This is a genomic window from Arthrobacter sp. StoSoilB19 (genome assembly GCF_019977275.1).
Lineage (GTDB): Bacteria > Actinomycetota > Actinomycetes > Actinomycetales > Micrococcaceae > Arthrobacter.
Genome location: NZ_AP024650.1, coordinates 1528264 through 1552719 on the forward strand (window position 1 = coordinate 1528264; position 24456 = coordinate 1552719).

The window sequence follows — 24456 nt, forward strand, 5'->3', positions numbered from 1 at the left end:
CTAGGCGCCCCGTTCGGCTGTAGGTGCGCTGTCCACCATCAGGGCTGCCAGTGCCATCCGTTCAAGCAGGGGGCGGGCAACCCCGGCCGCCAATCCGGTGCCGTGGCGCCGGACGGAGTGCGGCGTGGAGTTGATCAGGCCGAATGTCGCGTGGGCCCGCATGCGCAGTTCAGCCGCACCGATGCCGGGGTGCACCTTGCCCAGGATGTCCACCCAGACCTCCACGTAGCTGCGCTGCAGGGTACGCACCGCGGACTGGTCCTGCTCCGACAAGTTGCTGAAGTCACGGTCCTGCACCCGGATTACGTCCGGTTTTCCGAGCGCGAAATCCACCTGGAATTCCACCAGTTGCCGCAGGGCAGCCAGGGGATTGGGCGTGCTCTGCGCCACCCGCCGCCCGCCGTCCAGCAATTCCTGGCTCACGGTGACCAGGAGGTCGGCCAGGACGGCCTGCTTGCCGGGAAAGTGGCGGTAGACGGCAGGGCCGCTGACGCCTGCCGCCGCGCCGAGGTCCTCCAGCGAAACGCGGTTGAAGCCATTCAGCGCGAACAACGAGGCCGCGGCGGACAGCAAAGCCTGCCGCCGGTTCTCCTTGGCCTTGCCGCGCTGGGTTGTGGGAGCGGACTGGGTTGTGGGAACGGGCTGGGTGGCAGGGGCCGGCTGCACTGTATTGCTGCGCACTTTTCCTCCTTGGACCCCGCAGATTCTAGCAAGGCAGCAGTGTGTTGGACATCACAGTTAATCGAGACTAACCTGAATTTCAGTTATTAGTCACTAACCGAGTTGGCTTGGGCCGGCTTGGCCCACCCTTAGGACGGACCGTCGATGGAGACCCTGGCCACCCGGCTTGATCCCGCAAGCGAGTCCTTCCGCGCCAACCGGGAAGCGCAGTTGTCGCTCGCCGGCGAACTGCGGAAGAGGCTGGCGGATGCAGCGTTGGGCGGGCCCCAGAAGTCGCGCGAGCGGCACGTGGCCCGCGGCAAGCTCCTGCCGCGGGACCGCATCGACCAGTTGCTGGACGAGGGCAGCCCGTTCCTGGAGATCGCACCGCTGGCCGCCAACGGCATGTACGGCGATGACGCACCCGGTGCCGGAGTCATCGCCGGCATCGGCCTGGTGCACGGCCGGCAGGTCCTGGTCATCTCCAACGACGCCACCGTCAAGGGCGGCACGTACTACCCCATGACCGTGAAGAAGCACCTCCGCGCCCAGGAGGTCGCGCTGGAGAACGGCCTGCCCTGCATCTACCTGGTGGATTCGGGCGGGGCCTTCCTGCCCAAGCAGGACGAGGTCTTCCCGGACAGGGACCACTTTGGCCGGATCTTCTACAACCAGGCGCGTCTCTCAGCCGCCAAAATTCCACAGATCGCTGCCGTGATGGGGTCCTGCACGGCCGGCGGCGCCTATGTCCCCGCCATGAGCGACGAAAGCGTCATCGTCCGGAACCAGGGCACCATCTTCCTGGGCGGACCGCCGCTGGTGAAGGCGGCCATCGGGGAAATCGTGACGGCCGAGGAACTCGGTGGGGGCGAGGTGCACTCCCGGGTCTCGGGTGTGACGGACCACCTGGCCGAAAATGACGAGCACGCCCTGCAGATCGTCAGGGACATCGTCTCCACCCTGCCGCCTCCCGCCGCGCCCGCCTGGCAGGTGGAGGCCGCCGTCGAACCCGCCGTGGACCCGGACGGGCTCTATGGTGCGGTGCCCACGGACGTCAATGCTCCCTACGACGTCCACGAGGTGATTGCCCGGCTGGTGGATGGCAGCAGGTTCCATGAGTTCAAGAAGGACTACGGCACCACGCTGGTCACAGGTTTCGCCCGGATCCACGGGCACCCGGTGGGAATCGTGGCCAACAACGGCGTCCTGTTCAGCGAGTCGTCGCTCAAGGGCGCGCACTTCATTGAACTGTGCGACCAGCGCGGTATCCCCCTGCTGTTCCTGCAGAACATCTCCGGCTTCATGGTGGGCAGGGACGCCGAGCAGGGCGGCATCGCCAAGAACGGCGCCAAGATGGTGACGGCCGTTGCCACCGCGCGGGTCCCCAAGCTGACCGTGGTGATCGGCGGCTCCTTTGGTGCCGGCAACTACTCCATGTGCGGCCGTGCCTACTCGCCGAGGTTCCTGTGGATGTGGCCTGCTGCCCGGATCTCGGTGATGGGCGGCAACCAGGCCGCCAGCGTGCTGGCCACCGTTAAGCGGGACCAGTATGAAGCGGCGGGGGAGGACTGGCCGGCCGATGACGAGGAAGCGTTCAAAGCGCCCATCCGGCAGCAGTACGAGGACCAGGGCAGCCCCTACTACTCCACTGCACGGTTGTGGGACGACGCCGTCATCGATCCCGCCGATACCCGAACCGTCCTGGGCCTGGCGCTCGACGTCGTCTCCCGCACCCCCCTGCCGGAGACCTCCTTCGGCCTCTTCCGGATGTGAGCCAGCAATGACCATGCAAGCCAACACAGCTACAACCGGGGAAGTCCCCACCGCAACGGCCGACGGCAAGCCCCTCTTCGGCACCGTGCTGGTGGCCAACCGCGGCGAAATCGCCTGCCGCGTCATTCGGACGCTGCGGCAGCTGGGCATCCGTTCGGTCGCCGTCTACAGCGATGCCGACGCCGGCGCCCGGCACGTGCGCGAAGCCGATGCCTCCGTGCGGATCGGCCCCGCCGTTGCAACCGAAAGCTACCTGAACGCGGACGCCATCGTGGACGCGTGCCGGCAGTCCGGGGCGGAAGCGGTACACCCCGGCTACGGCTTCCTGAGCGAGAACGTGGACTTCGCCAGGGCTCTGGAAAAGGCCGGCATCACGTTCATTGGCCCGGGCGTTGAAGCGCTGAACGTCATGGGTGACAAGATCCGCGCCAAGAACCACGTGGCGGGGTACGGCGTGCCCGTCGTCCCCGGCATTGCCAAGCCCGGCATGACGGACAGCGAACTGATGGAGGCTGCTGCCGCCGTCGGCTTTCCGCTCCTCATCAAGCCGTCCGCGGGCGGCGGCGGCAAGGGGATGCACGCCGTCGAAAACCAGGCGGACCTGCCCGCCGCCCTGGCCACGGCCCGGCGCGTCGCCGCCGCCGCATTCGGCGACGACACCCTGTTCCTGGAGCGCCTGGTGACCACCCCGAGGCACATCGAGGTGCAGGTGCTGGCGGACAGCCACGGCAACGTCATCCACCTCGGCGAGCGCGAATGCTCCCTCCAGCGGCGGCACCAGAAAGTCATCGAGGAAGCCCCGTCGCCCCTGCTCGAGGGCCTGCCCAACGGCCCCGAAGTGCGCGACCGGATTGGCGAGGCCGCCTGCAACGCGGCCCGCAGCGTGAACTACGTGGGCGCCGGGACCGTGGAGTTCCTGGTCTCCGATGACGCGCCGGACGAGTTCTTCTTCATGGAGATGAACACCAGGCTGCAGGTGGAACACCCCGTCACCGAAATGGTCACGGGCATCGACCTGGTGGAATGGCAGGTGCGGATCGCAGCGGGCGGGGAGCTGACCGTCCGCCAGGCGGACGTGGAGCTTTCCGGCCACGCCGTGGAGGCAAGGGTCTACGCTGAGGTGCCCCAAAAGAACTTCCTCCCGTCCACCGGGACCGTGCTGATGCTCGACGAACTGCCCGCCGGCACCCAGGGGCGGGTACGGGTGGACTCCTCGCTGGTGGAAGGCCTGGAACTGTCGGCGCACTACGACCCCATGGTGTCCAAGGTGATCGCCTGGGCCGGGGACCGTGCCGCCGCCCTGGCCGCCCTGGATGGTGCCCTGGCCGGCTACACGGCACTGGGCATCGAGACCAACGTCGAGTACCTGCGGCTCCTGGTCAACGACTCCGACGTCAAGGCAGGGCACCTGGACACCGGGCTGATCGAACGGAAGCTGCCCGGACTGGAATTCCGGCGCATCGGGAACCCCGAACTGGTGGCCGCCGCGCTGTTCGTCCTGTCGCTGCAAGCACAGAACACCCCCGGCCCCGGCCCCGGGCGCGGGCCGTGGCAGGGCAGGAACGGCTGGCGGCTCGGCGCAGCGGCATCACGCCGGATCAGCCTGGGAACGCCCGACGGCGGCGTGGCCACCGTGCAGGTCGGCGGCAGTCCCAATGGGGGAGCCGGAGCCGTGGTCGCCGTCAACGGCGGTCCGCAGCATCCGGCCGCCCTGCAGTGGTCCAGCCGGCAAGGCCTCGAACTTGACCTCGATGGCCAGCGCCACGGCTACCGGCTGGCTGCGGACTCCACAGGGGCTGCCGTCCAACCGTGGGATAACGCGGTGCCCGACGGCCCCACACAGCTCTACCTCGGCAACGACGGCTGGTCCTGCCGCCTGGACGTACTGACCCGGGAGGCGCGGCTGGAACGCGTGCTGGCCGCCATCCAGCGGCAGGAAGGGGCGGCCGACCCGGAGGTGCGCTCGCCGATGCCCGGGACGGTCGTGGCCGTCCCGGTGGCCGACGGGGACGCCGTCCAGGCCGGGGAAGTCCTGGTCTCCGTGGAGGCCATGAAGATGGAGCACCACCTGGTGGCCCCGCTGGCCGGGACGGTCCACCTGGCCACCCGTACCGGTGACCTGGTGAAGGCCGACCAGGTGCTGGCCACCATCCATCCCGCTGCCACCGGCGTAAAAACAGACAGCACAGAAACAGCAACAGACGAAGCTGCAATCCAAGGCGAAGGAGCCTGACCATGACCGGTTTTGAACTGACCGAGGAATACCGGGACCTCAGCGACACCGTGCGCGATTTCGCGGACAACGTGGTGGCCCCGGTCTCCGCCAAGCACGACGAAGAGCACAGCTTCCCGTACGAAGTGGTGAAGCAGATGGCCGAGATGGGCCTGTTCGGGCTGCCGTTCCCCGAGGAATACGGCGGCATGGGCGGGGACTACTTCGCACTGACCCTCGCCCTGGAACAGCTCGGCCGGGTGGACCAGTCCGTCGCCATCACGCTGGAGGCCGGGGTGTCCCTCGGGGCCATGCCCGTCTACCGCTTCGGCACGGACGCGCAGAAACAGCAGTGGCTGCCCATGCTGGCGTCCGGCCAGGCGCTCGCAGGCTTTGGACTTACCGAGCCCGAGGCCGGTTCGGACGCGGGCGGGACCAAGACCCACGCCCGGCGCGAAGACGGCAACTGGGTCATCAACGGCACCAAGGAGTTCATCACCAACTCCGGAACGGACATCACCCGGCTGGTCACTGTCACTGCCGTAACCGGGCAGCAGGAACGCGGGGACGGGACCGTCAAAAAAGACATCTCCACCATCCTGGTGCCCACCGACACTCCCGGCTTCAAGGCGGAAAAGCCGTACAACAAGGTGGGCTGGAACGCATCGGACACGCACCCCCTGACGCTGAAGGATGTCCGCGTCCCGGAAGCGAACCTGCTGGGCGTGGAAGGCCGCGGCTACGCCAACTTCCTGTCCATCCTGGACGAGGGCCGGATCGCCATTGCGGCGCTGGCCACCGGCGCAGCCCAGGGTTGTGTGGACCTCTCGGTCAAATACGCGAGGGAACGCAGCGCCTTCGGGCAGAACATCGGCAAGTACCAGGCCATTTCGTTCAAGATCGCCCGCATGGAAGCCCGGGCCCACACCGCCCGCCTGGCGTACTACGACGCGGCCTTCCGGATGCTTGCCGGCAAGCCGTTCAAGACCCAGGCGGCCATCGCTAAGATGGTCGCAGGCGAGGCGGCCATGGACAACGCGCGGGATGCCACCCAGGTATTCGGCGGCTATGGCTTCATCAACGAGTTCACCGTGGCGCGCCACTACCGCGATTCCAAGATCCTTGAAGTCGGGGAGGGCACCACGGAGGTCCAGTTGATGCTGATCGCCCGCGAACTGGGTCTGTAGGACCTGGGACCGTAGCCGGCCTGAGAGGATCACTGATGATTGACAAGGTTGTTGCCAGCGCCGACGCGGCGGTTGCGGATATCCCGGACGGCGCCTCGCTGGCGGTGGGCGGGTTCGGCCTTTGCGGAATTCCGGTTGCCCTGATCGACGCCCTGCACCGGGCGGGCACCTCCGGTCTGGAGACCGTCAGCAACAACTGTGGGGTGGACGACTGGGGCCTGGGCATCCTGCTCCGGGACGGGCGTATCCGCCGCACCATCAGCTCCTATGTGGGCGAGAACAAGGAATTTGCGCGCCAATACCTGGCCGGTGAGCTCGAGGTGGTGCTCACACCCCAGGGCACGCTTGCTGAAAAGCTGCGGGCCGGTGGTGCGGGCATTCCGGCCTTCTACACCAAGGCGGGGGTGGGCACGCAGGTGTCCGACGGCGGCCTGCCGCAGAAGTACGACGCCAACGGCGGCATCGCGGTTGCCTCCGCGCCCAAGGAAGTGCGGTCATTCGGCGGCGTGGACTACGTCCTGGAAGAGTCCCTCACGCCGGACTTCGGGCTGGTGCACGCCTGGAAGGGCGACCGCCACGGCAACCTGGTGTTCCATGCCACCGCCATGAACTTCAACCCCCTGTGCGCCATGGCCGGCCGGATCACCATCGCCGAGGTGGAGGAACTCGTGGAGCCCGGCGAACTGGACCCCGAACACATCCACACTCCTGGCATCTTCGTCCAGCGCGTGGTCCTGGCCCGGGACGGGGAGAAGCGGATCGAAAAGCGGACCGTTGCCCTGACGGCGCCGGGCCCAGGAGGAAGAACACCAGGCAGCCACCAGCAGGCAGGAGCATGACCATGGATCCGAACAGCCCTGAAGCGCCGCGCCCCGAAGCCGTCCGCGCGGAATACCGGCGGGCCGGTTCCCAGCAGCATGCCGGGCCCGGCGACTCCACGTCCCGCGCCGAAACGAAGGGCTGGACGCGCAACGAACTCGCCGCGCGGGTGGCCAGGGAGCTTCGCAACGGCCAGTACGTGAACCTGGGCATCGGGATGCCCACCCTGATCCCCAACTACATCCCCGCCGGGGTGGAGGTGGTGCTGCACTCGGAGAACGGCATCCTCGGCGTCGGCCCCTACCCTGCGGACGACGCGGTGGATCCGGACCTGATCAACGCCGGCAAGGAAACCGTGACGGTCAACAGGGGAGCGGCGTTCTTCGACTCCGCGACATCCTTTGGCATGATCCGCGGCGGCCACGTGGACCTCGCCGTCCTCGGCGCCATGGAAGTGGCGGAGAACGGCGACCTCGCCAACTGGATGATCCCCGGCAAGATGGTCAAGGGCATGGGCGGTGCCATGGACCTGGTGTTCGGGGCCAAGAGGGTGATCGTGATGATGGAGCATGTGGACCGGAACGGGAATCCGAAGATCGTCAAACAATGCACCCTGCCCCTCACCGGCAAGGGCTGTGTGGACCGGATCATCACGGACCTCGCCGTCATTGACATCGTGAAGGACGGCGGCCCCTCACGCCTGGTGCTGCGCGAACTGGCCCCCAACGTATCGCTCGAGGACGTGGTGGCCGCCACCGGCGCCGACCTGTTCGAGGAAGACCAGGAACTGACCGTATGACGGATGGCAACGGTCCGGTTTCCAGGCAAAAGGACGACGGCGGCCGGCGGGTCATCGAGCAGCGCGGGCTGTACTTCGACGAGCTGGAGGAGGGCGTGCTGTACGCCCACCGGCCCGGACGCACCGTGACCGAAGCCGACAACGTCCTCTTCACCACGCTGACCATGAACACCCAGGCCCTGCACCTGGACGCTGCCTGGAGCGCCGGGCAGCCCTTCGGCCAGCGGGTCATGAACTCGATGTTCACCCTGGCCACCATGGTGGGCCAGTCCGTCACCCAGCTCACCCAGGGAACCATCATCGCCCAGCTGGGCCTGACCGACGTCTCCTTCCCGCACCCGCTCTACCACGGAGACACGCTCTACACGGAGACAGCCGTCACCGGAAAGCGGCTTTCCTCCTCACGGCCCGGCCAGGGCATCGTGACCATGGAGCACACCGGGCGCAACCAGGACGGAACAGTCGTGGCCCGGGCCACCCGCAGCTGCCTCATGTGGACGCGCGACGCCCACGCCAAGACGCAGGACGCCGGACAGGGGACAATGCCGGTATGACTTTCGTAATGGGCCCCGCACTGCTTTTCTGCCCCGCCGACAGGCCGGAGCGCTACCAGAAAGCCGCCGCCCGGGCAGACGCCGTGATCCTGGACCTTGAAGACGCGGTGGCGCCGGCTGACAAGCAGCGCGCCCGAGGCGCCATCCTGGCCCAGCTGGGAACCACCGGTGTGGAACCTGAGCTCGAACCCAGCTGCACCATTGTCAGGGTGAATCCCGTGGGGACTGAGGACTTCGAAAAGGACCTGCACTGCCTGGCCCACACCCCCTACCGCACGGTGATGCTGGCCAAGGCCGAATCCGCCGAACAGCTCAAAGCGCTGGAGGGCTACCAGGTGATTGCCCTGTGCGAAACGGCGCTTGGCGTGCTCAATGCGCCTGCCATCGCCGCCGCCCCTAACGTGGTGGGCCTGATGTGGGGCGCCGAGGACCTGCTGGCCACCCTGGGTGGAACGTCCAGCCGGAAGGACGACGGCGCCTACCGGGCGGTTGCGCTGCACGCCCGCTCCGCCGTCCTGCTGGCAGCCCGCGCCTACGGCAAGGAAGCGGTGGATGCGGTCTACACCAACATCCCCGACCTTGACGGACTGGCAGCCGAGGCTGCCGACGCCGTGGCCTCGGGCTTCAGTTCGAAGGCCTGCATCCACCCCAGCCAGGCCGCCGTGGTCCGCAAGGCCTACGCACCTTCGGAAGACGAGGTGGCCGCCGCGGTTGCCCTCCTGGATGCCGCAGCATCAGCCGGATCGGGAGTGTTCCAGTACCAGGGGAAAATGATCGACGGGCCAATCCTCAAGCACGCCCAGGAGATCGTGCGCCGCGCCGCTGTGTAGGCATAGCGGGACGTTCGGCTAGCGTTAGCGTCCCGGGGACCTGCGCAGGGACGTTGGCGGGATGGGCTCGTAGAGCAGCGTCCGCACCCACCGGTTCCCCGTCTCCCGGAACTCCTTCCGCGTGGCGAAGCGGTAATGGTAACTGCGCACGCGCACCCAGTGCGGCGCGGCGCCGTCGAACGGGTCATGCCGCAGCAGCCGCAGCATCTGCCGGTCCGCCGCCAGCAGCTTGGCCAGGAACGCGTAGAACCATTCCTCGTGCACGCTGCGCAGCGGCAGGAACCACATCAGCCAGTCCAGCCGCAGGTGGTACGGGGCCCACTGCCGCGGAATCCGGCGGACATCCCCGGGCTTGCCCTTGAAACCGTACTCGCGCCATTCCGGGTCGTCGTCGGGATCGTCGTCCAGCGTGCCTTCCACCACAATCTCGATGCGCTGCTTGGTCACGGTGCCGAACGCGCCGTAGGCGTTGACCAGCTGCCACCGGTTGAAGCTGGCATTCATCAGCTGCCGGCGGGAGAAGAGGTTCCGCAACGGCCAGTAGCTCAGGGCCAGCAGCAGGGCGGATGCTGCCAGGGTGATGGCCAGCCACCACAGCGGGGTCTCCTGCCGGCCTCCCGTGGCGGCGTCCCAGTCTGCCGGGATTGCCGGTATGACGGCGTGCGCCACGGGATCGCTGACGGCTGCAAACGCCAGCACGATTGCCATCCAGTTCAGCCAGGCGAAGTTGCCGCTGGCCACCAGCCACAGCTGGGTCACGACGACGACCCCCGCCGCCACGCCGGCCACCGGCTGCGGGGCGAACAGCAGGAACGGCACCACCAGCTGGGCGATGTGGTTGCCCACCACTTCAATACGGTGCAGCGGCTTGGGCAGGAGATGGGCCTGCCGGCTCAATGGCCCGGGCATGGGCTGGGTCTCGTGGTGGTAGTACAGGGCCGTCAGGTCCCGCCATTCCCGGCCACCGCGGATCTTGATCATTCCCGCCCCGAACTCCAGCCGGAACACCAGCCACACAATCAGGATCAGGATGGTCCGGGGCGGCTCCGTATGGTTGGAGCCCAGGAACGCCACGGTGAAGCCCGCTTCCAGGAGCAGCATTTCCCAGCCGAACCCATAGAACGTCTGGCCCACGTTCACGATCGACATGTACAGCAGCCACAGGGCCAGGAAGGCGATCATCGGGACCCACGGCGGCCCGGCCTGCGGTATCCCCGCCACGAGCAGCGCCGACACCACCAGGCCGCCGGCACAGACACCGCGAAGCAGCCTGTCCGAGTACCGCCAGCGGAACAGCGTTGGCCGGCGCAGGCGGGTGAATGCCGCCAGGAACTCCGGCACCGGGAGGAGGCCGCGCTCGCCGAGCAGGGCGGGAAACTGGTTCAGCGTGGAGAGGAAGGCAACGAAATACAATGCGGCAACACCCCGCTGCAGCACCTGCCGGGCAAATTCGTACTCCGGCGCATCAAACCACGTGAGCCAGTCCACGCAATCCACGTTACGCCCGGCCGTCCGCGGGTCAAGGCGACTAAGGCCCCTCTGCAGGCCAGGGGCGCAGGCAGGCCGGGAAGGGTGCGGGATACTTAAGCAATGCAGCCACGCAGAGTCGTCCTCCTAGGATCCACCGGTTCCATCGGCACCCAGGCGATTGACGTCGTCGACGGCGCCCCGCACCTGTTCGAGGTGGTGGCACTCAGTGCCGGGGGCGGCAACCTGGAACTCCTGGCCCGGCAGGCTGTCCACACCGGGGCCGCGGCCGTGGGGATCGCCTCCGGAGACCCCGGACGGCTGGAAGGCCTGATCCGCGACGCCGCCGCAGCGGCAGGCCGTCCGGAATACCGCCCGGAGATCGTGGCCGGCCCCGACGCCTCCGCCCGGATCGCCGCCGTCGAGGCTGACGTGGTGCTCAACGGAATCACCGGTTCCATCGGCCTGGCACCCACCCTGGCGGCCCTTAAGTCCGGAGCCACCCTGGCCCTTGCCAACAAGGAGTCGCTGATCGTGGGCGGCAGCCTGGTCAAGGCCGCGGCAAGGGACGGCCAGATCGTGCCGGTGGACTCGGAACATTCCGCGATTGCCCAATGCCTGCGTTCAGGCACCGCCGACGAAGTGGACAAGCTCATCCTCACCGCCTCCGGCGGACCGTTCCGGGGCAGGAGCCGGGACGAGCTCCACGACGTCACCCCGCAGCAGGCACTGGCCCACCCCACCTGGGACATGGGCATGATGGTCACCACCAACTCCGCCACGCTGGTCAACAAGGGCCTGGAGGTCATCGAGGCCCACCTGTTGTTCGATATCCCGTTGGACCGGATCGACGTGGTAGTCCACCCCCAGTCCATCGTCCACTCAATGGTCCAGTTCGTCGACGGCTCCACCATCGCCCAGGCCTCGCCGCCCGACATGCGGCTGCCCATCGCCCTGGGGCTTGGCTGGCCTGCGCGCGTGCCCAAGGCCGCCAGCCCGTGCGACTGGACCCAGGCCGCTACCTGGACCTTCGAGCCGCTGGACGCCGAGGCCTTCCCCGCCGTCGGCCTTGCCAAGGACGCCGCCCGGCAGGGAAGCACCTTCCCTGCCGTGTTCAATGCGGCCAATGAAGAGGCAGTGACGGCGTTCCACGACGGCCGGATCCGGTTTACCGACATCGTCGATACCGTGGACAGTGTGCTCAGCGAACACTCAGGTTCCTCCGGGCTGACGGTGGATTCAGTGCTGGATGCTGAAAGCTGGGCACGTGCCCGGGCCCACGAACGTTTAGCAGTCAGAAGTCTCTAGGAAGCAGCACCACCTCCATGACCCCTGTCCTACTTTTCATCCTCGGCGTCGTCTTCGTCGCCCTGGGTATTGCCGTGTCCATCGCGCTCCACGAGGTGGGGCACCTGGTGCCGGCCAAGCTCTTCAAAGTCCGCGTGACAAAGTACATGATCGGCTTCGGGCCAACGCTGTGGTCCCGCCGGAGGGGCGAAACCGAGTACGGCGTGAAGGCCGTTCCGCTGGGCGGCTACGTCTCCATGATCGGCATGTACCCGCCGAACAAGGACGACGGCTCGGTCCGCCCCTCCAGCACGGGCATGTTCCAGACACTTGCCACCGAGGCCCGCTCCATGGCCCACGAGGAAGTGGGGCCGGGCGACGAACACCGGGTCTTCTACCGCCTGCCGGTCTGGAAAAAAGTGATTGTGATGCTGGGCGGCCCGGCCATGAACATGATCCTTGGCGTGCTGCTCACCGCCGTGCTGCTGATGGGCTTCGGCATTGCCACCGCCACCACGACCATTTCGGACGTCTCCAAATGCCAGGTGGCCGCGGGCCAAACCGTCGATCCCGACTCTGCGGACTGCCGGCTGACGCCCGCCGCGGCGGCCGGGTTGAAGCCAAACGACACGATTACTTCCTTCGACGGCAAACCCGTCACCAGCTGGGAGCAGTTGACGGAGTGGATCCGCGCCTCTGCCGGCAGGGAAGTAGCCATCACCGTGCAGCGGGACGGCAATCCCGTGTCCACCACAGTGACCCCCGTCCTGTCGGCGCGGCCCGTGATGGGAAGCGACGGACGGCAGGCCACCGATGCTGCCGGCAACCTCCAGTACCAGGACGTCGGATTCCTCGGCATCGGTGCGCAAACGGCGTTGGTGGCCCAGCCGGCGTCGTCCGTCCTGCCCATGGCGGGGGAGAACATCCGCCAGGTGGCCGGCGTTGTCTTCAATCTGCCGGCCCGTGTGGTGGGAGTGGCGAAGGCAGCCTTCAGCGAAGAGCCCCGCGACCCCAACGGCCCCATCAGCGTGGTGGGCGTCGGCAGGGTGGCGGGCGAGGTGGCGGCCATGGAGGCCGTACCGCTGCAGTCCCGGGTGGCTACGCTTGTTGGCCTGCTGGCCGGACTGAACTTTGCGCTTGCCGTGTTCAACCTGATTCCGCTCCTGCCGCTCGACGGCGGCCATGTTGCCGGGGCCCTGTATGAGGGCATTCGGCGCCGGGTGGCAAAGCTCCGCGGACGGCCGGATCCCGGAGCGTTCGACATCGCCAAGCTGCTTCCCGTCACGTACGTGGTTGCAGCGCTGCTGATGGGGATGAGCGCGCTGCTGATCTACGCAGACATCGTCAAGCCCGTCAATCTCTTCGGATAGTCATTCAGTTTCGGCTGACTCCGAAAAATCAGCCAAATGCGATTGATCATACGGGATCAACCGCCTATGGTTGATGAATGTTCGTCATGACCATTGACCAACGCGGAAGCACCGGCGACCAGGACCGGGTTCCGTCCTTCCTTGCACAGGTTGCCCGCCTCGAACTCCCGGGGCCGGCGCACCCGGTGTTCGAACGTTCCGTCGGGGACGAGGTGCAGGGGGTGGTGCGGGAGGCTTCCGCCGTGGTGGAGATAGCACTGCACGCGCTCCGCGAAGGGCGCTGGTACGTGGGCATCGGCGTCGGCAGCGTTTCGCTGCCGCCGGATGCCAGTCCGCGGGAAGGGACCGGGACTGCTTTTGTTGCCGCCCGCAGGGCGGTTGAACACGCCAAAAGCGCCGGTTCCCAGGTGCCGTTGTCGGTGGTGCCCGGCATCATGGCGGGGGAGGCCGGCAGGGGCGTTCCTGCGGAGGAGGGGGTCCAGGCGTGTGCCAACGCGGAAGCAGTGCTCCGGTTGCTCGGCCGGCTTGTCCAGGACCGCACGGAAGCCCAGTGGCGGGTGGTGGATGCCCTGCGCCGCCTGGGTGCTGGTGGCCAGGGCCCGGGCCGGCATGGAAGCCAGAAGCAGGTGGCCCGTGAACTTGGAATCTCGGAGCAATCGGTGAGCCGAACCGTGCTTCGGTCCGGCTGGCAGGAAGAATGGGCAGCCAGGCCGGCAGCCTCCATGCTTCTTGGTTACGCCGACTCGCAGATTACCCAGGCACTCAACGACGGCCAGGCATAGGAGTGTCCAGCATCTGAAGGAGCCGGACGGCCGGATCGAAGACAACCCCAATGAAGGAGACAGGTGACCGCACTTTGGGTGGCAGTGGCGCTGGTGGTGGCTGGCTTTGCCGGCTGGCCGGTCACTGCGCTGGTGTTCAAGCTGGCCCGGACCATCGACGACAAAGCCGATGCTGCCAAGGCCGCGGAGGAAGCCCGCAGGACGGAACAGGACCCCTCTGCCGACGTCACCGTGGACGATCCTTCCCCCATCGCCAGCCGCGGGGAACCGGGCAGGGCCACATCCCCGGACGCGGTCACGGCCCCTGATGGGCCGGTTGATGCTGCCGGCAGGCCGGCCGGCCAGGCAGTGGACGGTGAGCTGACCGCCCCTGCCGCCGGGCCGGCGTCGGGCGGGCCGGCTGCCGGACCCGCGCTGCCCAGCCAACGCATCCTGCGCGGCGGCGCCATCATCGGCGTGCTGGAGCGGCTGGGGGTGTGCCTCGCCATCCTCACCGGCCAACCCGTGGCCATCGCCTACATCGTCGCCATCAAGGGCCTGGGCAGGTTCGCCGAACTGAAGGAGACGCCGGTGGCCGCCGAGCGCTTCATCATCGGGACCCTCACCTCCATGCTCTGGGCGGCCGGGACCGCGGCCGCGGTGAAGGTCCTCTTCCTGCAGTGAAACTCCCGCACCGGCAGTGAAACTCCCGCCTGGCAGTGAGACTCCCGCCTGGCAGTGAAACTCCTGCACTGGCAGTGAAACTCCTGCTCCGGCGGGCCTGCTCCGGTGCGGGGCACTTTTGCTCCAGGGGGAACGGTACGGTACCAAGCCGGCCATGGCGATAGGGTAGCGGTATGACAGTTTTTGCCGTTGAGTACGTTTATGCCGCCAACTCCACCGACACCCGCAACGAGGTCCGGCCCGCACACCGGGAATGGACCGGCGGCCTGGCGCAGGACGGCGTCATCGTGGCCAGCGGCCCCTACGGTGACGGCGCGGGCGCCCTGCTGATCTTCAAGGCAACCGATGAAGGCGCCCTCAACTCGATCCTTAAGCAGGATCCTTTCGCCGCGGCCGGAGTGGTCGCCGGAACCCGCATCACCGAATGGTCTCCGGTAACCGGCATGCTGGCCGGGATCGCCGCGTAGCCGCCTTTTCACCCCTTTCAACTCAAGGAGTCCACGTGACCTCGGTCAGCCTGGGAATGCCGTCAGCACCACCGCCCGTCCTTGCCCCCCGCCGCAAGACGCGCCAGATCAAAGTCGGCTCGGTAGGCGTGGGATCTGATTTCCCCATCAGCGTGCAGTCGATGACCACCACGCCCACCACGGACATCAACGCCACGCTGCAGCAGATCGCCGAACTCACGGCGTCCGGCTGCGACATTGTCCGCGTCGCCTGCCCGTCCGCCGACGATGCCGAGGCGCTGCCCATCATCGCCCGGAAGTCCCAGATCCCGGTCATCGCGGACATCCACTTCCAGCCCAAGTACGTCTTTGCGGCCATCGAAGCAGGCTGCGCAGCCGTGCGCGTGAATCCTGGAAACATCCGCAAGTTCGATGACCAGGTCAAGGAGATTGCCGCCGCCGCCAAGGACCACGGCACCTCCATCCGCATCGGCGTCAATGCCGGGTCCCTGGAGCCGGGCATCCTCAAGAAGTACGGCAAGGCCACCCCCGAAGCGCTGGTTGAATCAGCCGTCTGGGAAGCCTCCCTTTTCGAGGAGCACGGCTTCCACGACTTCAAGATTTCCGTGAAGCACAACGACCCCGTGATCATGGTGGCAGCCTACGAAATGCTCGCCGAAAAGGGTGACTGGCCCCTGCACCTTGGCGTCACGGAGGCTGGTCCAGCGTTCCAGGGCACCATCAAGTCCGCAACGGCCTTCGGCGCGCTCCTTTCCCGGGGGATCGGTGACACCATCCGCGTGTCCCTCTCCGCGCCCCCGGTGGAGGAAATCAAGGTGGGCAACCAGATCCTCCAATCGCTGAACCTGCGGCCCCGCAAGCTGGAAATCGTGTCCTGTCCTTCCTGCGGCCGTGCCCAGGTTGACGTGTACACTCTGGCTGAACAGGTCACCGCCGGGCTCGAAGGGATGGAAATTCCCCTCCGCGTGGCGGTCATGGGCTGCGTCGTGAACGGCCCCGGCGAAGCGCGCGAGGCTGACCTTGGCGTGGCTTCGGGCAACGGCAAGGGCCAGATCTTCGTTAAGGGCGAGGTCATCAAGACTGTTCCCGAGAGCGCAATTGTTGAGACACTGATCGAAGAGGCTATGCGTATCGCGGAAGAGATGGGGGAGGCCGATGGCGAAGATGCTGTCAAGGGTAGCCCCGTGGTTAGCGTCTCGTAGGGAGACTCCAGACCCTGCGGGGCTTTCTGTCCGCACGCTTGATGGCCAGGACACTCCCGCGCTGAAACTGCTGGCCCAGCAGGACCCTGTGGCCAACGTGTTCATCCTGGCCCACCTGCGGGCCACGGGGACTGCGGCGCCCACCAGCGGGGGCGCCGGTGTGATCGGGGTTTTCGACGACGGCATCCTGACGGGTGCCTGCTGGGCCGGAGCCAACCTGGTTCCGGTCCAGCTTGATCCCGCCCTGGCCCCCCTTGTAGCGGACGCCGCAAACAGTTCCGGCCGCCGGTATGCGTCTGCCTTTGGGCCGGCCCCCGCAGTGCTGGCACTCAACGCCGAGCTCGCTGTGCTGGGCCACCGTGCACACGAGGTCAGGGCTGACCAGCCGCTGATGATCATCGACGGACCGCCCCTTGTCCAGCCCAACCGCGGCCTGGACCAAGGGAACCTCGCCGACTTCGACCGCATCCTTCCCGCCTGCGCCGCCATGTTCGAGGAAGAGGTGGGGTACTCGCCCTACCTCGGCGGCAGGGAATTCTACAGCCGCCGCGTGGAGGGCCTCATCAGGCAGGGACATTCCCTGGTCCACCTCAACAACGCCCGCGAGGTGGTGTTCAAAGCCGAGCTCGGGGCAGTCACCGACGACGTCACCCAGGTCCAGGGCGTCTGGATGAATCCGATCTTCCGCGGCCGGGGGCTGAGCGCGGGCTACATGTCGGCAGTGGTGGAAAAGGCCCGGCAGATCGCCCCCGTGACCAGCCTCTACGTGAACGGCTTCAACACCCGGGCGCGGTCCACCTACGAACGTGTGGGGTTCCGCCAGGTGGGGACGTTCGCTACAGTTCTTTTCTAGCCGGGCAGCGGTCCGCGTTCATTTGAATATTGGGGGAAAAATTGAAGACGTCCGTGCTGGGAACTTTCGGGGCATCGGCCCTTCTGGCCATAGCGGTTTCGGCATGTGGCGGTCCGGCCGCCCCGCCGTCAGCGGACTCTTCACCGGCCACGGTTGCAGCCCCTCAAACACCGACCGCGTCGCCAACCCCGACGCCGACGCCCACCCCGACACCAACGCCAACAGCCACGGGTTACACCAGTGACCAGTTGGCTGCCATCGTGGGGCAGGTCCGGGATGCTGCCGACCGCAGGCTTTCCGTCCTGCCGAAGGCCGACATCGCTGCGGCGATCGAGCAAACCAAGGCCATGATCTCCTCCGTCGACGTCCAGCCGGCGGAGTGCAAGGAACTCGCTGCGGCGGGCACGGTGCCGTCCGTGGAGGATGCAACCATGGCGATAGGCATGAGTACTGACACCGCCACCGGCGCGGTCACGGCCCTGTCGCTGCTGGCCGGCCTGGATAAAGGCGTCCTGGCCCAGGTTACGGACCCGTCCGAGCAGCTGGCGAAGTGCTCCTCCATGACCATGACGGTGTCAGGCATGGACGTTGCCGTCACCATTACTCCGGTAACGGGTGTCACCGGGCTGCCGGGCGCCGTCGCCTACCGCACGGACAGTGCGTTGCCTGATGGCCGCACGCAGTCCATGGTCAGGGCGCAGGTGGTCCACCGCGGCGTACTGATCGCCTCGGTGGCGTCCGGCGGCGAGACCGAGGCAGACGCGGTCCGTCGGGCAGGTGCGCTCCTGGACTCGGCTGCCGCCCTGGTCAAGTAGAACCCGGCTTCCGGGACACGTCCGTCGACCTCCTCAGGACAGGGGCCCGGTGAGGTACCGCTGGACAGCAGGCGCGACCAGCCGCACCACGTCCTCGGGGGCTGCGGACGCGAGCGGCTCCAGCCGGACCACGTAACGCACCATCATCAGGCCCACCACCTGGGTGGCCACCAGGCTTCCGCGCAGCGCCACCTCTTCAGGCGTCCCGGGAACAGCTGCCATGATCCTGGTGATCACCCTGCGGGTCACCGTTTCCCGCAGGAGTGCCGTTTTGGCCTTGGACCCGATCGTCCCGCGAAGGAAGGCCAGCAGGCCGGCCTGCGCGGGACTCTCCCAGAGGCGGAGCACCGTGCGGACGATCAGTTCCGCCCGCTGGGCGGGGTCCGAGTCCGACATGCCCGCCAGCACCTGTTCCGGGTCGGCCGGCAGCTCCACGCTGAGGGCAAAGAGTTCATCCTTGCCCTTGAAGAAGTGGTGGACCATTCCCGGATCCACCCCTGCGGCGCGGGCCACCTGCCGCAGGCTGGTTCCCTCGAAGCCGTGCTCGGCGAAGAGCTTCCGGGCGGCGTCGAGGATGTGCTCCCGGGACTCCGTGGCGCCGCCCCGCCGGCCCCTGCGGACCGGAAACGCATCAGGGCCCTCCGGACCGGTTGCAGGACGGGACAGCTTCACGGAGTCCGCCGCCGCAGCGTGAAGGCGGCGAGGACCAGGACACCAAAGGAGATGGCCGCCATGGTGCCCGCGTCCTGCCACAGCCGCCCGGTCGCCTCCGCGTGGGACGCCACCTCCTGGAGGGCATCCACGGAAAAAGTCAGGGGCAGCACATTGGAGATCGCTTCCAGCACATCATTCATCCGGTCCCGCGCCACGAACAGCCCACACAACAGGATCTGCGGCACCACCACCACCGGCATGAACTGGACCGCCTGGAACTCGGTCCTGGCGAACGCCGAACAGAACAGGCCAAGGGCCACCCCCAGGACGGCGTTGATCACAGCGATCAGCACAACGTAACCCGGGGCGCCCGCGATGTCGAGCCCGAAAATCCAGTACGCCACAGCCGTGGCCACCAGGGACTGCAGGGCGGCCATCAGGGAAAAGGCCACACCGTAGCCGAACAGCAGGTCGGCCTTGTGGACGGGCGTCGTCAGCAGCCGCTCCAGGGTTCCGGAGGTGCGCTCCCGAAGCATGGTGATCGAGGTGACCAGGAACATCACCACGAACGGAAAAATGGCCAGCATCATCAGGCCAACGCGGTCGAACGTGCGTGGCGCGCCTGGCGGGACTGACTCATTTTCGTAGAGGAAGTACACCGCTGTGAGCAGCAGTGCCGGGACCACCAGGATCATGGCGATGCTGCGGTGGTCATGGCGGAGCTGGCTGAGCACCCTGCGTGCCGTCGCGAGCATCATCCGGACGTCCATCACCGCACGCTCCTGCCCTGTTGCATCCTTGCCCCTTCGCCGCTCCTGCCGGCATGGCGCTTCGGCGGGATCCCGGCGTCGTAATTTTCCTGCTCCCTGATGATGGCCAGGAAGGCCTGCTCCAGGTTGGCGCTGTGCCCCTGCCTGCCCAGCTCTTCCGGCGTGAGCTGGGCCAAAAGCCGCCCCTCGCGCAACAGCAGCAGCGTTTCGCAGCGGCTTGCCTCCTCCATGACGTGGCTGGATATGAGGAGTGTTGTTCCTGACTCCGCCATGGCCCGGAAACGGTCCCAAAGGTCCGCGCGCAGCACGGGATCCAGGCCCACCGTGGGCTCATCCAGTACCAGCAGCCGTGGCTTCGCCACCAGGGCGCAGGCCAGGGATACCCGGTTGACCTGGCCGCCGGACAGGTCGGCCGTCTTGCGGCGGGCCTGGGCACCAAGTCCGACGGCGTCGATCGCCTCAGCCACGTCGGCTCTGCCTTTCCGGTGCATGGCGCCGAAATAGCGCACGTTCGCTTCGACCGTGAGGTCAGGGTAGATGCTGGGTGACTGGGTAACGTAGCCCACCTGCCGCCGCAGGGACGGGCTTCCGGCGGGCAGCCCCAGCACCTCGAGGGTTCCGGCGGCAATGCGCTGCGCTCCCACGATGGTCCGCATCAGGGTGGTCTTGCCGCTCCCGGAGGGCCCCAGCAGGCCGGTGATCCGTCCCGCCGGGATGGTGAAGTCCACACTGTGGAGCACGGCTTGCCGCCGCAGTTTGACAGAGAGCGACGCGGCCACGACCGCACCGGCCGCGCCACCGCGGTCCAACGTAGTGGATGCTGCATGGGACATGGTTGCCTCCGGGCGCGTCCGCAGGTGGCGCCGCACAACGGCTAATTCATCACCTGATGAATTAAAGCTAGGCCTGGCCCTGACAGCCGTCAACAGGTTCATAAAGTAAAAACACTTGTCAAACGTGTGCGCGATCACATAGGTTCAACCTAGCTGCGCTGGAAGTGGGGTGGGCGGTCTCACCAGTCCTCACCAGTACTTAGGCGATAACGGCGTTGGGCCACGCCCGGATGCGATGACCAGCCTCATTGGGGGGCCAGGGGCTTTGTATTGCCGGGCGTGGTCCTACTGTGTCCGGGGTCAGCAGTCCGTGCCGCTTGTTGAGTGCCGGTAGATTAGTACCCAGACGAATTGTCCGGCCCTGCTGACCCAGCACTTCCCCAGAAACGGATACCACCCGTGGTCATACGACTGTCCCAGCTTTTCCTGCGCACGCTGCGCGAAGACCCCGTCGATGCCGAGGTTGCCAGCCACAAACTCCTGGTCCGCGCCGGCTACATCCGCCGCGCGGCCCCCGGTATCTACACCTGGCTGCCGCTGGGGCTGAGCGTGCTGCGCAAGGTCGAGGAAATCATCCGTGAGGAAATGGCTGCCATCGGCGCCCAGGAAGTCCACTTCCCGGCCCTGCTGCCCCGCGAGCCGTACGAGGCCACCAACCGCTGGACCGAATACGGTGAAGGCCTGTTCCGGCTCCAGGACCGCAAGGGTGCGGACTACCTGTTGGCCCCCACCCATGAGGAGATGTTCACGCTCCTGGTCAAGGACCTGTACTCGTCGTACAAGGACCTCCCGTTGAGCCTGTACCAGATCCAGAACAAGTACCGTGACGAGGCACGCCCGCGGGCAGGGCTCCTCCGCGGCCGTGAGTTCATCATGAAGGACTCCTACTCCTTCGACGTCGACGACGCCGGCCTGGACGCCAGCTACGCAGCCCACCGGGGCGCCTACTTGAAGATCTTCGAGCGCCTGGGCCTCGAGGTGGTTCCGGTGGCAGCCACCGCCGGTGCCATGGGCGGCTCCAAGAGCGAGGAATTCCTGTTCCCCACCGAGATCGGCGAGGATACCTTCGTCCGCTCGGCCGGCGGTTATGCAGCCAACGTCGAAGCCGTCACCACCGTGGTCCCCGACGATATCGACTTCAGCAACGCCCCGGCCGCAGAGGTCCTGGACACCCCGGACACCCCCACCATCGAGACGCTGGTCGCCGCGGCGAACCAGATTGCCCCGCGCGAAGAGGCCGACGGCGGCGCCTGGACTGCGGCGGACACGCTCAAGAACGTGGTCCTCGCCGTCACGCTGCCCACCGGTGAGCGGCAGCTGGTGGTCATCGGCGTCCCCGGCGACCGCGCCGTGGACCTCAAGCGCGTGGAGGCGAACATTGGCGCCTTCCTGCCGATCGCGGGCGAGATCGGACTCGAGCAGGCCGGCGAGGACGACCTCAAGAAGCAGCCGCTGATCGTCAAGGGCTACCTGGGCCCGGGGCTTTCGCTGGACCAGCCGCTCCTCGGATCCGACAGTGCCACCAAGCTGCTGTACCTGGTGGACCCGCGCGTGGTCAGCGGAACAACGTGGATTACCGGCGCCAACGAGGCGGGCAAGCACGTCTTCGGCCTGGTGGCCGGACGCGACTTCGGCTGGGACGGCGTCATTGAGTGCACCGAAGTACGCGCGGGCGACCCCTCACCCGATGGCTCCGGCCCCCTGGAGACCGCCCGCGGCATTGAGATGGGCCACATCTTCCAGCTCGGCCGCAAGTACGCCGAAGCCCTGGACCTCAAGGTGCTGGACCAGAACGGCAAGCAGGTGGTGGTCACCATGGGCTCCTACGGCGTTGGCGTGACCCGCGCCGTTGCCGCGCTGGCCGAGGCCAACCACGATGACCGCGGACTCGTCTGGCCCCGCACCGTAGCCCCGGCCGACGTGCATGTGGTGGCAGTGGGTCGTGGCGAGGAGATCTTCCAGGCTGCCGAGAAGCTTTCGGCAGAGCTTGAGGACGCCGGCCTGTCCGTCATCTACGACGACCGCCCCAAGGTGTCGCCGGGCGTGAAGTTTGGCGACGCTGAGCTGGTTGGTGTGCCCACCATCCTGGCCGTGGGCCGCGGCCTGGTGGACGGCGTGGTGGAAATCAAGGACCGCCGCAGCGGGGAAGCCGAGAACATCGAGGTGGACAAGGCCGTGGACTACGTGGTTAACGCCGTTCGAAACCAGTGATTTCCGGCTTCGAATCGATCCAGCCTGCCACCATCATCCTGATCGTGGTGGCTGGATTCGCAGCCGGGTGGGTTGACGCGGTGGTGGGCGGCGGGGGGCTTATCCAGCTTCCCGCGCTGCTCCTGGTACCCGGGATCGCACCCGTCCAGGCGCTGGCCACCAACAAGATGGGCTCCATCTTCGGAACCGCCACCAGCGCCGCCACCTACTACCGGCGGGTGGGCCCGGACCTCCGGACCGCCATCCCCATGGCAGTGATAGCCCTGGCGGGCAGTTTCGGCGGGGCGAGCCTTGCCGCCACCCTGCCGGCCGGGGTATTCAAGCCCATCATCGTGGTGGCGCTGGTCGCCGTCGCGCTGTTTACCGCCCTGAAACCCGGGGTCGGTGAGCTGACGGCGCTGCGGCACGACGGCCACAAGCATTACGTCGTTGCCTGCCTCATCGGGGCAGTGATCGGCTTTTACGACGGCCTCATTGGCCCGGGGACGGGATCCTTCCTGGTCATCGCCCTGGTGTCAGCCATGGGTTACGCGTTCCTGGAGGCCAGCGCCAAGGCCAAGATCGTGAACATGGCCACCAACGCCGGCGCACTGCTGTTCTTCCTGCCGCACGGATCCATCCTGTGGGGCATCGGCCTGCTGCTCGGCGGAGCCAACATGGCCGGCGGCTACCTTGGCGCCCGCACGGCAGTGCAGCAGGGGAGCAAGTTTGTCCGCATTGTCTTCCTGGTGGTTGTTGCGGCCCTGATCATCAAGCTCGGCTACGACGTCTGGCAGGAAAACTTCGCCTGACCGGTCCCTAAAAACTGCTCCTCGTGGCGTGGACCGGCCCGGCGTAGCATGCAGGTATGGCACACGGCGATGACGGGTACACCCCGGCACTGGCGGCCGCAGCGCAGCATGCGCAGGCCTGGCTGGACAGCCTTTCCCACCGCCCCGTGGGACCCAGCCTGCACGCCTCCGAGCTCGCCGCAGTGTTTGGCGGGCCCCTGCCGCCGGCGGGCATGCCCGCCGATGAGGTAGTCAATTTCCTGGCCAACGCAGCGGGGCCGGGGCTCATGGCCATGCCCTCGGGCCGGTTCTTCGGCTGGGTTATCGGCGGGACACTGCCCGCGGCCCTGGCGTCGGACTGGCTGGTCAGTGCCTGGGACCAGAACGCCGGGCTCCGCTATGCAACCCCGGCCACCGCGGCGATTGAGGAAGCCGCCGGGCAGTGGGTCCTGGAGTTGCTGGGCCTGCCTTCGACTGCCGACGTCGGATTCGTCACGGGCGCCACCATGGCAAATTTCACCGGGATGGCGGCCGCCCGCCGGCGGTTGCTCGCCGATGCGGGCTGGGACCTGGACCGGGACGGACTCTTCGGCGCACCCCGGATCCGCTGCTTCGTGGGACGGGAACGGCACGACACCGTGGACCTTGGCCTGCGCTACCTGGGCCTGGGACAGCCCACGCAGGTCCCCGCCGACGGGCAGGGCCGCCTGGTCCCCGCAGCACTGGAGGCCGCCCTTGCCGCCGGCACCGGCCCCGCCCTGGTGTGCCTCCAGGCAGGCAACCTGCACTCCGGCGCCTTCGACCCCTTCACCGAGGCCATCGCCGTTGCCCGCAAACATGGCGCCTGGGTGCACGTTGATGGCGCCTTCGGGCTGTGGGCCGCGGCCGCGCCGGAACTGCGGCACCTCATGCGCGGCTGTGAGGAAGCGGACTCGTGGGGGACGGATGCCCACAAAACCCTGAATGTGCCGTACGACTGCGGCATTGCCATCGTCAGGGACCCGTCAGCCCTGCGGGCCGCCATGGGCCTGCACGCCAGCTATCTCGTCCACGATGCGGAAGGCCCGGGCGACCCGTTCGAGAAGGTCCCGGAACTGTCCCGGCGGGCCCGCGGAGTGCCGGTATGGGCGGCCCTGAAAAGCCTGGGCCGGGACGGCGTGGCAGCCCAGGTGGGCGGACTGGCCTCTGCTGCCACCGCAATCGCCCAAGGCATGGCGGCTTTGGACGGCGTGGAGGTGCTCAACGACGTCGGCTACACCCAGGTGTGCCTGGCTTTTGGCGACGACGACACCACCCGCGCAGTCACAGCCCGCATCATCGAGGAGGGAAGGGTGTGGATGTCCGGCTCACGGTGGCGGGACCGCGACATCCTTCGGGTTTCGGTAAGCAACTGGCATACCTCGGACGACGAGGTGGCCATAGCCGTGGATGCTGTCCGCTCAGCCCTGGCTGCTGTTCGGAACTCCTGACGGTTTTTC

Annotated in this window: 24 protein-coding genes; 19 read left to right on the plus strand and 5 right to left on the minus strand. The window is 67.3% G+C overall.

The annotated features are described in order from the left end of the window. Positions 1–666, minus strand: coding sequence for a TetR/AcrR family transcriptional regulator (locus LDO86_RS07040; RefSeq protein WP_056389961.1), 666 nt, complete (start codon positions 664–666; stop codon positions 1–3). A 159-nt stretch (positions 667–825) separates the two neighbouring features. Between LDO86_RS07040 and LDO86_RS07045 the strand changes: the two genes are divergently transcribed. From LDO86_RS07045 to LDO86_RS07075, 7 genes are read left to right on the plus strand one after another with little or no spacing between them, the layout of a single operon-like run. Then, entirely contained in the window at positions 826–2433 is a 1608-nt protein-coding gene (locus tag LDO86_RS07045; RefSeq protein ID WP_224084404.1) for a carboxyl transferase domain-containing protein, read from the plus strand. Between the two features lie 13 nt (positions 2434–2446). Next, complete coding sequence (locus LDO86_RS07050) at positions 2447–4666, plus strand: biotin carboxylase N-terminal domain-containing protein (protein ID WP_224084405.1); 2220 nt, start codon at positions 2447–2449, stop codon at positions 4664–4666. 2 nt (positions 4667–4668) lie between these two features. Beyond that, positions 4669–5832, plus strand: a complete 1164-nt coding sequence (locus tag LDO86_RS07055; protein ID WP_224084406.1) for an acyl-CoA dehydrogenase family protein — start codon at positions 4669–4671, stop codon at positions 5830–5832. Positions 5833–5867: 35 nt separating this feature from the next. After that, positions 5868–6671: a CoA transferase subunit A gene (locus LDO86_RS07060; RefSeq protein WP_018771674.1), complete on the plus strand. Its 804-nt coding sequence runs from the start codon at positions 5868–5870 to the stop codon at positions 6669–6671. A 2-nt stretch (positions 6672–6673) separates the two neighbouring features. After that, positions 6674–7450, plus strand: a complete 777-nt coding sequence (locus LDO86_RS07065) for a CoA transferase subunit B (RefSeq protein ID WP_134164474.1) — start codon at positions 6674–6676, stop codon at positions 7448–7450. Then, positions 7447–8004 (plus strand): MaoC family dehydratase, encoded by a 558-nt coding sequence (locus LDO86_RS07070; RefSeq protein WP_134164473.1) that lies wholly within the window; start codon positions 7447–7449, stop codon positions 8002–8004. Before LDO86_RS07065 ends, LDO86_RS07070 begins: the two co-directional genes overlap by 4 nt. Next, on the plus strand, positions 8001–8834 hold the full coding sequence (locus LDO86_RS07075) for a CoA ester lyase (RefSeq protein WP_018771677.1): 834 nt from the start codon (positions 8001–8003) through the stop codon (positions 8832–8834). Before LDO86_RS07070 ends, LDO86_RS07075 begins: the two co-directional genes overlap by 4 nt. Before the next feature lie 24 nt (positions 8835–8858). Here LDO86_RS07075 and LDO86_RS07080 read toward each other — a convergent pair whose 3' ends face one another. Next, entirely contained in the window at positions 8859–10322 is a 1464-nt protein-coding gene (locus tag LDO86_RS07080) for a lipase maturation factor family protein (RefSeq protein ID WP_134164472.1), read from the minus strand. Between the two features lie 102 nt (positions 10323–10424). Between LDO86_RS07080 and dxr the strand changes: the two genes are divergently transcribed. The 9 genes from dxr (at position 10425) to LDO86_RS07125 (ending at position 17740) form a co-directional block, all read left to right on the plus strand. Then, positions 10425–11609, plus strand: coding sequence for a 1-deoxy-D-xylulose-5-phosphate reductoisomerase (gene dxr, locus LDO86_RS07085; RefSeq protein WP_134164471.1), 1185 nt, complete (start codon positions 10425–10427; stop codon positions 11607–11609). 17 nt (positions 11610–11626) lie between these two features. Continuing rightward, on the plus strand, positions 11627–12958 hold the full coding sequence (locus tag LDO86_RS07090) for a site-2 protease family protein (RefSeq protein WP_134164470.1): 1332 nt from the start codon (positions 11627–11629) through the stop codon (positions 12956–12958). Positions 12959–13035: 77 nt separating this feature from the next. Further along, entirely contained in the window at positions 13036–13740 is a 705-nt protein-coding gene (locus LDO86_RS07095) for a MarR family transcriptional regulator (protein ID WP_134164469.1), read from the plus strand. A gap of 63 nt (positions 13741–13803) precedes the next feature. Further along, entirely contained in the window at positions 13804–14403 is a 600-nt protein-coding gene (locus LDO86_RS07100) for a hypothetical protein (RefSeq protein ID WP_056389909.1), read from the plus strand. 173 nt (positions 14404–14576) lie between these two features. Beyond that, positions 14577–14870: a YciI family protein gene (locus LDO86_RS07105; protein WP_018771944.1), complete on the plus strand. Its 294-nt coding sequence runs from the start codon at positions 14577–14579 to the stop codon at positions 14868–14870. A 35-nt stretch (positions 14871–14905) separates the two neighbouring features. Next, positions 14906–16072, plus strand: a complete 1167-nt coding sequence (gene ispG, locus LDO86_RS07110; RefSeq protein ID WP_018771945.1) for a flavodoxin-dependent (E)-4-hydroxy-3-methylbut-2-enyl-diphosphate synthase — start codon at positions 14906–14908, stop codon at positions 16070–16072. Further along, a complete protein-coding gene (locus tag LDO86_RS07115; RefSeq protein ID WP_056389905.1) occupies positions 16035–16925 on the plus strand; it encodes a GNAT family N-acetyltransferase in 891 nt (296 codons plus the stop codon). The genes ispG and LDO86_RS07115 overlap by 38 nt, the downstream gene beginning before the upstream one ends. Before the next feature lie 103 nt (positions 16926–17028). Beyond that, positions 17029–17169 carry a hypothetical protein gene (locus LDO86_RS07120; RefSeq protein WP_156400186.1) on the plus strand — a complete coding sequence of 47 codons (141 nt, stop codon included), beginning with the start codon at positions 17029–17031 and terminating at the stop codon, positions 17167–17169. 4 nt (positions 17170–17173) lie between these two features. Continuing rightward, the gene (locus tag LDO86_RS07125; protein ID WP_134164468.1) at positions 17174–17740 is read left to right on the plus strand and encodes a hypothetical protein; all 567 of its coding nucleotides are present in this window, start codon (positions 17174–17176) and stop codon (positions 17738–17740) included. Between the two features lie 33 nt (positions 17741–17773). Here LDO86_RS07125 and LDO86_RS07130 read toward each other — a convergent pair whose 3' ends face one another. The 3 genes from LDO86_RS07130 to LDO86_RS07140 are packed head-to-tail and all read right to left on the minus strand — an operon-like array spanning position 17774 to position 19997. After that, on the minus strand, positions 17774–18412 hold the full coding sequence (locus LDO86_RS07130; protein ID WP_134164467.1) for a TetR family transcriptional regulator: 639 nt from the start codon (positions 18410–18412) through the stop codon (positions 17774–17776). After that, entirely contained in the window at positions 18409–19152 is a 744-nt protein-coding gene (locus LDO86_RS07135; protein ID WP_082581698.1) for an ABC transporter permease, read from the minus strand. Before LDO86_RS07135 ends, LDO86_RS07130 begins: the two co-directional genes overlap by 4 nt. A gap of 11 nt (positions 19153–19163) precedes the next feature. Beyond that, complete coding sequence (locus LDO86_RS07140; protein WP_224084407.1) at positions 19164–19997, minus strand: ABC transporter ATP-binding protein; 834 nt, start codon at positions 19995–19997, stop codon at positions 19164–19166. Between the two features lie 399 nt (positions 19998–20396). Between LDO86_RS07140 and LDO86_RS07145 the strand changes: the two genes are divergently transcribed. Genes LDO86_RS07145 through LDO86_RS07155 form a run of 3 tightly spaced genes read left to right on the plus strand, consistent with a single transcriptional unit; the run spans position 20397 to position 24447 of the window. Then, the gene (locus LDO86_RS07145) at positions 20397–22208 is read left to right on the plus strand and encodes a proline--tRNA ligase (protein WP_224084408.1); all 1812 of its coding nucleotides are present in this window, start codon (positions 20397–20399) and stop codon (positions 22206–22208) included. Then, positions 22205–22999, plus strand: coding sequence for a TSUP family transporter (locus tag LDO86_RS07150; protein WP_056389888.1), 795 nt, complete (start codon positions 22205–22207; stop codon positions 22997–22999). Before LDO86_RS07145 ends, LDO86_RS07150 begins: the two co-directional genes overlap by 4 nt. 56 nt (positions 23000–23055) lie before the next feature. Beyond that, positions 23056–24447 (plus strand): pyridoxal-dependent decarboxylase, encoded by a 1392-nt coding sequence (locus tag LDO86_RS07155; protein WP_224084409.1) that lies wholly within the window; start codon positions 23056–23058, stop codon positions 24445–24447. Positions 24448–24456: the final 9 nt, after the last annotated feature.

Excerpts from the sequence above, each read along its gene's own strand:
- LDO86_RS07045 (WP_224084404.1), top strand. The coding sequence starts at position 826 with ATGGAGACCCTGGCCACCCGGCTTGATCCCGCAAGCGAGTCCTTCCGC.
- LDO86_RS07050 (WP_224084405.1), top strand. The coding sequence starts at position 2,447 with ATGCAAGCCAACACAGCTACAACCGGGGAAGTCCCCACCGCAACGGCC.
- LDO86_RS07055 (WP_224084406.1), top strand. The coding sequence starts at position 4,669 with ATGACCGGTTTTGAACTGACCGAGGAATACCGGGACCTCAGCGACACC.
- LDO86_RS07060 (WP_018771674.1), top strand. The coding sequence starts at position 5,868 with ATGATTGACAAGGTTGTTGCCAGCGCCGACGCGGCGGTTGCGGATATC.
- LDO86_RS07065 (WP_134164474.1), top strand. The coding sequence starts at position 6,674 with ATGGATCCGAACAGCCCTGAAGCGCCGCGCCCCGAAGCCGTCCGCGCG.
- LDO86_RS07070 (WP_134164473.1), top strand. The coding sequence starts at position 7,447 with ATGACGGATGGCAACGGTCCGGTTTCCAGGCAAAAGGACGACGGCGGC.
- LDO86_RS07075 (WP_018771677.1), top strand. The coding sequence starts at position 8,001 with ATGACTTTCGTAATGGGCCCCGCACTGCTTTTCTGCCCCGCCGACAGG.
- dxr (WP_134164471.1), top strand. The coding sequence starts at position 10,425 with ATGCAGCCACGCAGAGTCGTCCTCCTAGGATCCACCGGTTCCATCGGC.
- LDO86_RS07090 (WP_134164470.1), top strand. The coding sequence starts at position 11,627 with ATGACCCCTGTCCTACTTTTCATCCTCGGCGTCGTCTTCGTCGCCCTG.
- LDO86_RS07095 (WP_134164469.1), top strand. The coding sequence starts at position 13,036 with ATGTTCGTCATGACCATTGACCAACGCGGAAGCACCGGCGACCAGGAC.
- LDO86_RS07105 (WP_018771944.1), top strand. The coding sequence starts at position 14,577 with ATGACAGTTTTTGCCGTTGAGTACGTTTATGCCGCCAACTCCACCGAC.
- LDO86_RS07115 (WP_056389905.1), top strand. The coding sequence starts at position 16,035 with ATGCTGTCAAGGGTAGCCCCGTGGTTAGCGTCTCGTAGGGAGACTCCA.
- LDO86_RS07120 (WP_156400186.1), top strand. The coding sequence starts at position 17,029 with ATGTGGCGGTCCGGCCGCCCCGCCGTCAGCGGACTCTTCACCGGCCAC.
- LDO86_RS07135 (WP_082581698.1), bottom strand. The coding sequence starts at position 19,152 with ATGATGCTCGCGACGGCACGCAGGGTGCTCAGCCAGCTCCGCCATGAC.
- LDO86_RS07140 (WP_224084407.1), bottom strand. The coding sequence starts at position 19,997 with ATGTCCCATGCAGCATCCACTACGTTGGACCGCGGTGGCGCGGCCGGT.
- LDO86_RS07155 (WP_224084409.1), top strand. The coding sequence starts at position 23,056 with ATGGCACACGGCGATGACGGGTACACCCCGGCACTGGCGGCCGCAGCG.